Annotated in this window: 9 protein-coding genes; all 9 read left to right on the forward strand. The window is 46.7% G+C overall.

Annotated features, from left to right (window positions below; all coding sequences use genetic code 11):
- Nucleotides 1-120 precede the first annotated feature (120 nt).
- The 9 genes from ACXAGP_RS17575 to ACXAGP_RS17615 all read left to right on the forward strand — a co-directional run bounded on the left by ACXAGP_RS17575 (nt 121) and on the right by ACXAGP_RS17615 (nt 6,196).
- A complete protein-coding gene (locus ACXAGP_RS17575; RefSeq protein ID WP_475262861.1) occupies nt 121-756 on the forward strand; it encodes a LysE family translocator in 636 nt (211 codons plus the stop codon).
- A 72-nt stretch (nt 757-828) separates the two neighbouring features.
- A complete protein-coding gene (ftsB, locus tag ACXAGP_RS17580) occupies nt 829-1,107 on the forward strand; it encodes a cell division protein FtsB (RefSeq protein WP_475262862.1) in 279 nt (92 codons plus the stop codon).
- 43 nt (nt 1,108-1,150) lie between these two features.
- On the forward strand, nt 1,151-1,873 hold the full coding sequence (gene ispD, locus ACXAGP_RS17585) for a 2-C-methyl-D-erythritol 4-phosphate cytidylyltransferase (RefSeq protein ID WP_475262863.1): 723 nt from the start codon (nt 1,151-1,153) through the stop codon (nt 1,871-1,873).
- A complete protein-coding gene (gene ispF, locus ACXAGP_RS17590; RefSeq protein ID WP_475262864.1) occupies nt 1,864-2,346 on the forward strand; it encodes a 2-C-methyl-D-erythritol 2,4-cyclodiphosphate synthase in 483 nt (160 codons plus the stop codon). The genes ispD and ispF overlap by 10 nt, the downstream gene beginning before the upstream one ends.
- A 3-nt stretch (nt 2,347-2,349) precedes the next feature.
- Nucleotides 2,350-3,390 carry a tRNA pseudouridine(13) synthase TruD gene (gene truD / locus ACXAGP_RS17595; RefSeq protein ID WP_475262865.1) on the forward strand — a complete coding sequence of 347 codons (1,041 nt, stop codon included), beginning with the start codon at nt 2,350-2,352 and terminating at the stop codon, nt 3,388-3,390.
- A gap of 12 nt (nt 3,391-3,402) precedes the next feature.
- Complete coding sequence (surE, locus tag ACXAGP_RS17600; RefSeq protein WP_475262866.1) at nt 3,403-4,149, forward strand: 5'/3'-nucleotidase SurE; 747 nt, start codon at nt 3,403-3,405, stop codon at nt 4,147-4,149.
- A 2-nt stretch (nt 4,150-4,151) separates the two neighbouring features.
- Nucleotides 4,152-4,802, forward strand: a complete 651-nt coding sequence (locus ACXAGP_RS17605; RefSeq protein WP_475262867.1) for a protein-L-isoaspartate(D-aspartate) O-methyltransferase — start codon at nt 4,152-4,154, stop codon at nt 4,800-4,802.
- A complete protein-coding gene (locus ACXAGP_RS17610) occupies nt 4,799-5,377 on the forward strand; it encodes a YqaA family protein (RefSeq protein ID WP_475262868.1) in 579 nt (192 codons plus the stop codon). Before ACXAGP_RS17605 ends, ACXAGP_RS17610 begins: the two co-directional genes overlap by 4 nt.
- A gap of 12 nt (nt 5,378-5,389) precedes the next feature.
- Nucleotides 5,390-6,196 (forward strand): peptidoglycan DD-metalloendopeptidase family protein, encoded by an 807-nt coding sequence (locus tag ACXAGP_RS17615; RefSeq protein ID WP_475262869.1) that lies wholly within the window; start codon nt 5,390-5,392, stop codon nt 6,194-6,196.
- Nucleotides 6,197-6,351: the final 155 nt, after the last annotated feature.

Genomic DNA, 6,351 nt, shown 5'->3' on the forward strand with positions numbered 1-6,351 from the left:
AATTCTTATTTGTTGTTTCCATTAAGCTTAACCTGATGCGGCCAAAAGTAAATGTGTCTGCGCTTTTAAAAAACCGACATTAAGGATAGACTGTGCCTTTGAAATTATCGGATGCCCCTTATGCTACCTGTAGAAACATTTCTGGCCTTTAGTCTCGCGGCCTTCTTGCTGAGCATATCTCCGGGCCCATCTAATCTTTACATAATGGCTCGCAGCATTCATCAAGGCTTCATAGGTGGCGCTGCGGCGGCCAGTGGCATGGCGATGGGTTCTTTTATCTACGTATTGGCTTCAGCTTTGGGACTGGCAGCGGTATTTACCTATGCTCCGTTGGCTTATACCCTGTTAAAAATAGCAGGAGCGCTATACCTCATTTATTTGGGCATTAGTTACCTCAGAGCTAAACCAACCACCCCAAGTGAAACCAAGGTGGTGGACAAACGCAGTCTGTGGAGCATATTTAATCAGAGTATCATCGTTGAGTTAACCAACCCTAAAACGGCCCTGTTTTTCCTCGCTTTTTTGCCGCAATTTGTCAATCCAGAATACGGCAACGTTACGCTGCAATTTATTTTACTGGGAAGTACTTACGCGTTTATCGCCTTGTGTTGCGATTTGTTTGTCGCAGCCTTGTCCGGCAAATTAGGGCACGCCATGAAACAACATCCGAAACTGCTTCATTACCAGGATAAACTATCTGGTTCAATGTTATTGGGCTTGGGCACCTGGTTGGGTGCGCAAGAAGCACTGAAATAGGACCGCTAAACCCTTTGCTAAGCGGATCCAGGTTAGCTATCATCTGCTTAATATAGAACGACAATCAGAATCATGGGAAAAATCGTAACAGGCCTGTTGTTTATTCTGCTACTGGCACTGCAGTATCGACTGTGGTTCGGTAAGCACAGTATTCCTGATTACCTCAACATGGAACAGGAACTGGCAGCGCAGTTACAGCACAACCAGAATCTGCGGCAGCGCAACAGCTTGCTGATTGCCGATATCCAGGATTTGAAAATGGGGTTGGAATCAATCGAAGAGCGCGCCAGAAATGAACTTGGCTTAATTAAACCCGGCGAAACCTTTTACCGCATCTTGCCAACAGATTAATATTGCTGCACAAATCCGGACTTACTTAGTTTCTGCACCATCTATGAATAATGAACAATTTACTGCCATAGTTCCCGCCGCTGGAGTGGGAAGTCGTATGGCAGCAGACAAACCCAAACAGTATCTGGAACTGGCCGGGCGCACGGTTTTAGAACGCACACTCAATCGACTGATCAGCCACCCCAATATCAATAAAATTGTGCTGGTGATAAGCCGCGAAGATGATTACCTGCAAGAGCTGCCAATATCTCAAGCCTCTTGGTTACAGGTTGTAATGGGTGGCAAGGAGCGCTCAGATTCAGTCCTAAATGGCTTGCAGGCTTGTGATGATAATTGGGTTTTAGTGCACGATGCCGCCAGGCCCTGTGTCAGGCATGAAGATATCAGCGCACTATTGAAACTTGCCGGGACAGGCTCAGGTGGAATTCTGGCAAAACAAGCTACCGACACCATCAAATTAGCCCAAAAGAGTGGTTGCAACTCAAATAGCATGGTGGAGCGCAGTATACCCAGAACCCAAATCTGGCAAGCCTTAACCCCACAATTTTTTCCACGCAAAGAGCTCATCGCGGGGCTACAGTGGTGTGTGCAACAGGGTATCGCAGTGACTGACGAAGCATCGGCAATAGAACAATCCGGTGGCTCCGTTCAACTAGTGGCTGGTGCCCATGACAATATCAAGATCACGCATCCAGAAGATCTGGCTCTGGTACAGTATTTTCTGGAACAGCAAGAACGCAACAATACAGGTGAAATATGCGAATAGGTCACGGCTTTGACGTACACAAATTTGGCGGTGCAGGCCCCATCACGCTTGGCGGTGAAAAAATTCCGTTTGAGCAAGGCTTAGTAGCTCACTCAGATGGCGATGTTCTGCTGCATGCAGTTTGTGACGCTATCCTGGGCGCATTAGGACTGGGTGATATAGGTCATCACTTTCCTGATACAGACGCCCAATACGCAGGCGCAGATAGCCGGGGGTTGCTCAAGTCAGTGTTTAATCAAGCCACTGAACTGGGATACCAAATTGCCAATCTGGACAGCACAATTATTGCCCAAGCCCCTAAAATGGCGCCACATATAAACGCCATGAAAGCCAACCTGGCAGAAGATCTTGATTGCGCTCTTGGGCAAATTAATGTCAAAGCCACCACCACCGAAAAACTGGGATACACTGGCCGTAAAGAAGGCATTGCTTGTCATGCTGTAGTGTTACTGCAACCTGCCACGGCAGTCTGAACTATGACCTTGTTCCCTGGTACTGAACACTGGCACTACCTGCATGGCAAACCTAAAAGCACAGCCACTCTGAAAGCCATTCCTGAACATTTCAGGGTCAATGAAGTCTTGCCTTTCGAGCCAAGTGGCGAGGGTGAACACTTATTCCTTCAGATTCAAAAAACCGGCTTAAATACAGGCTTCGTAGCACAACATCTGGCCCGCTTTTACGGTGTAAAAGAGCGAGACGTAGGCTATGCCGGACGCAAAGACAAACACGCCGTAACCACTCAGTGGTTCAGTGTCTGGTTACCGGGAGCCAATGCTTTACCAGTGAAGCAATTCCTTCATGAAGGTTGTGATGTCTTGCAGCAAAGCTGGCACAACAAGAAGATTCGCACCGGCAATTTGTCTCATAATGAATTTCAAATTACCTTAACTGACCTTGAAAAAGACACGGATCTCGAAGAGCGAATTGCCAAGATAAAGTACGCTGGCGTACCAAACTATTTTGGTCCACAGCGCTTTGGCAATATTAACTCTGATGGCGTTGCTGGTAACCTGGCCATGGCCCGGCTACTTATCGATGGCGAAGTCATCAAAAAGCGTGAGAAACGCAATATGGCGGTTTCAGCTCTGCGCTCCTGGCTTTTTAATCAGGCAGTTAGTGAACGTTTGACAAAACTCGGCACAACGCCTGAAAACGGCGACGTTTTTAGCCTTGCTGGCAGTAACAGCTTTTTTGTGGCTAAAACTATCGACTCAGAAATTTTGACCCGACTGGAAAGCGCAGATATCCATCTTTCAGGGCCGCTATGGGGAACGGGAAAGCTAGCTTCACAAGGAATACCCGGGGAGCTTGAAAATTCGCTGACAGAGCGTTTCCCGGAGATTTGTCGCACCCTGGCAGCGCTCGGATTAAAGCAGGAAAGGCGAAAGCTTCTACTGTATCCCAAGGATTTCAGTCATCAATTACATGAACAACAACTGTTGTTAAATTTTTCCTTACCTTCGGGTTGTTTTGCTACGTCAGTCATAAGAGAATTGCTACGCCTAAACCCATAACATGGAGCTGCTATGAGAATCCTGCTGAGTAACGACGACAGTGTATTTGCCAAAGGACTGAGAGTGTTGTACGAACACCTTTCTCAGCAACACGAATGTGTCGTGGTTGCACCGGATCGAAATTGCAGTGGTGCCAGCAATGCTCTGTCCTTGTTGCAACCTTTGCGTATTCAGGAAATGGACAACGGCTTTTTCATGGTAAATGGCACGCCTTCTGATTGTGTACACCTTGCGGTAAATCGATTTTTAGAGGAAGATCCGCAATTGGTGGTTTCGGGCATCAATCACGGCGCAAATCTCGGTGATGACGTTATTTATTCAGGTACAGTAGCCGCTGCAACTGAAGGGCGTTATATGGGGTTACCTGCGATTGCTGTTTCTTTGGCTAACAAAGATGGTAAGCACTTTGAAACCGCAGCACTTGTGGTATTGCAAATCATCAACCACCTGGCGGAGCATCCATTACCCGCCGATCAAATTCTAAATATTAATGTACCAGATGTGCCCTATGCAGAATTAAAAGGGCTGCAAGTCACCCGACAAGGAAGGCGTCATCGCTCCGAGTCCATGGTGAAATCAGAAGATGCATTTGGTCGTGAAATTTATTGGTATGGTGCAGTAGGGCAAGAACAAGACGCGGGTGAAGGTACTGACTTTCACGCCGTTGCCAATAACTACTGTTCCGTCACACCAATTAGTGTAGACATGACGGCTTACCAGAGCCTCGACAATATGAAAGACTGGATAGAAAAACTATAACAATGATACAGGCAACCAAAACCATCAACCGCCGAGGTGAGAACCTCGCACAATTGCTCTATCAAGAAGGCATTCGCGAGCAAAAAGTATTGCAGGCCATTGCCAATACGCCGAGAGAATTATTTTTACCTGAAGCGTTACAACACAAAGCTTATCAGAACACCGCCTTGCCTATCGGTCAGGGTCAGACTATTTCGCAGCCCTATATTGTGGCCAAAATGACAGAAATTTTGCTGACTGGCGCCAATCCTGCTCACAAAGTGCTGGAAATCGGTACCGGCTCAGGCTACCAATGCGCTATTTTGGCACAATTGTTCCCTGAGGTTTATTCGGTTGAGCGCATCAAGTCTTTGCAATTTCAGGCTAAGCGCCGCATGCAAAAACTGGATTTGCACAATATCAAAATGAAGCACGGCGATGGCTGGGAAGGCTGGTCCAGCAAAGGACCCTACGATGCCATTATCGTCACCGCTGCTGCCAGTTCACTACCCCAAGCGTTACTATCACAAATCGCTCCAGGCGGACAGTTGGTGATCCCGGTGGGCACCGAACAGCAAACCTTGAAGGTTTATCGTCGTGAAGAAGCAGGCATTACCGAACAGCTCATAGAACAAGTGCGTTTCGTGCCTCTGGTTCCCGGAGATTTACTGTGAAAATCTTTGAATGGTGTTACGACACTACCATGCACTGGGCGAAACATCGTCACGCCCAATGGTATTTGGGCGGAATGAGTTTTGCGGAATCAGTATTCTTCCCAATTCCACCGGATGTTATGCTGGCCCCCATGGCCTTATCTAAACCTCAGAAAGCTTGGTACTACGCTTTCATCACCACTGCGGGCTCAGTTCTCGGTGGTATTTTGGGTTTTATTCTGGGCTGGTTTGCCTTTGAGGGATTGATTCAGCCGCTGGTAGAACAGTGGGGCTATCAAGCTAAGCTAGATCACGCTATGCAATGGTTCTCAGATTATGGTATTTGGGTGGTATTCTTGGCGGGTTTCACACCTATTCCCTACAAAGTGTTTACCATCAGCGCAGGTGCGTTACACATGGCGTTTATTCCGTTTGTGATAGCATCAGCCATCGGTCGAGGAGCGCGTTTCTTTCTAGTGGCAGCTTTAATGTATTGGGGCGGTGCCCCCTTTGAGCAAAAACTCAGACAACATGTAGACACCATTGGCTGGACTGTCATTGTGCTGGCTGTTATCGCCTATTTTATTTTCCGATAATGGTGGTGCAGAGTGTCTCGTTTTAACCTGATCCTCTGCATTTTCATCTGCTCTGTCATCCTGACAGCGTGCAGCTCCAACCATGTTCCTGCCCCTGTTGTTCAACTCAACACACAGAAAGATTATAGCGATATAAACAGAGGAACTCTTAAAGCAAAAAATTATATAGTCAAAAAAGGGGACACCTTATATTCCATTGCTTTCCAGGCGGGAAAAGATTTTCGCGAACTCGCTCACCTCAATAATATCCCCTCCCCTTATAACATATACCCTGGACAGCAATTAACCCTGGCAGCGTCAAAAAATCGACAAGCCAAAAAATCTTCCGAAACAACTGGTCAGACCTCAAAAAACCCTGCAAATCAATCAGTTGACCCTCAAAAAAAGGAGGCGTATGGTGGACATTATGTTAAGGAGAAGTTAACACCTGATTCCTTTCCAAAGACGGTAAAGAAATGGGTGTGGCCAACTTACGGTCGATTAGTTGGCAAATTTTCACTTAGCGAAGTTGGAAACAAAGGCATCGACATCAGCAACAAGCGCGGGGCCATTATTAAGGCAGCGGCAGACGGTAAAGTGGTATATACCGGCAAGGCGTTGAGAGGATACGGTAATTTGATCATCATCAAACATACCGATGCTTACCTCAGTGCGTACGCTCACAATGATGCATTGTTAGTTAAGGAACAACAATGGGTATCAGCAGGACAGCAGATAGCCAGAATGGGAAGTGACGACACCGGCCAGGTAATCTTACACTTTGAGATAAGATACAGAGGTAAATCGGTGGACCCACTACGTTACTTACCCAAAAGATAATACAGAATAACAATAAAAATAAATGACGTGGGAAAGGTATAACTGATAATCCATGACAGGAGACTTCACTCATGGCCAATAATAGTACCTCAGTCATTGAACTTGCTGCCTCAGAAAATCTGGATGAAGAAGCTTCAGATATGGAAGTCGAGGAA

The organism is Planctobacterium sp. AWM4_229, assembly GCF_056160305.1.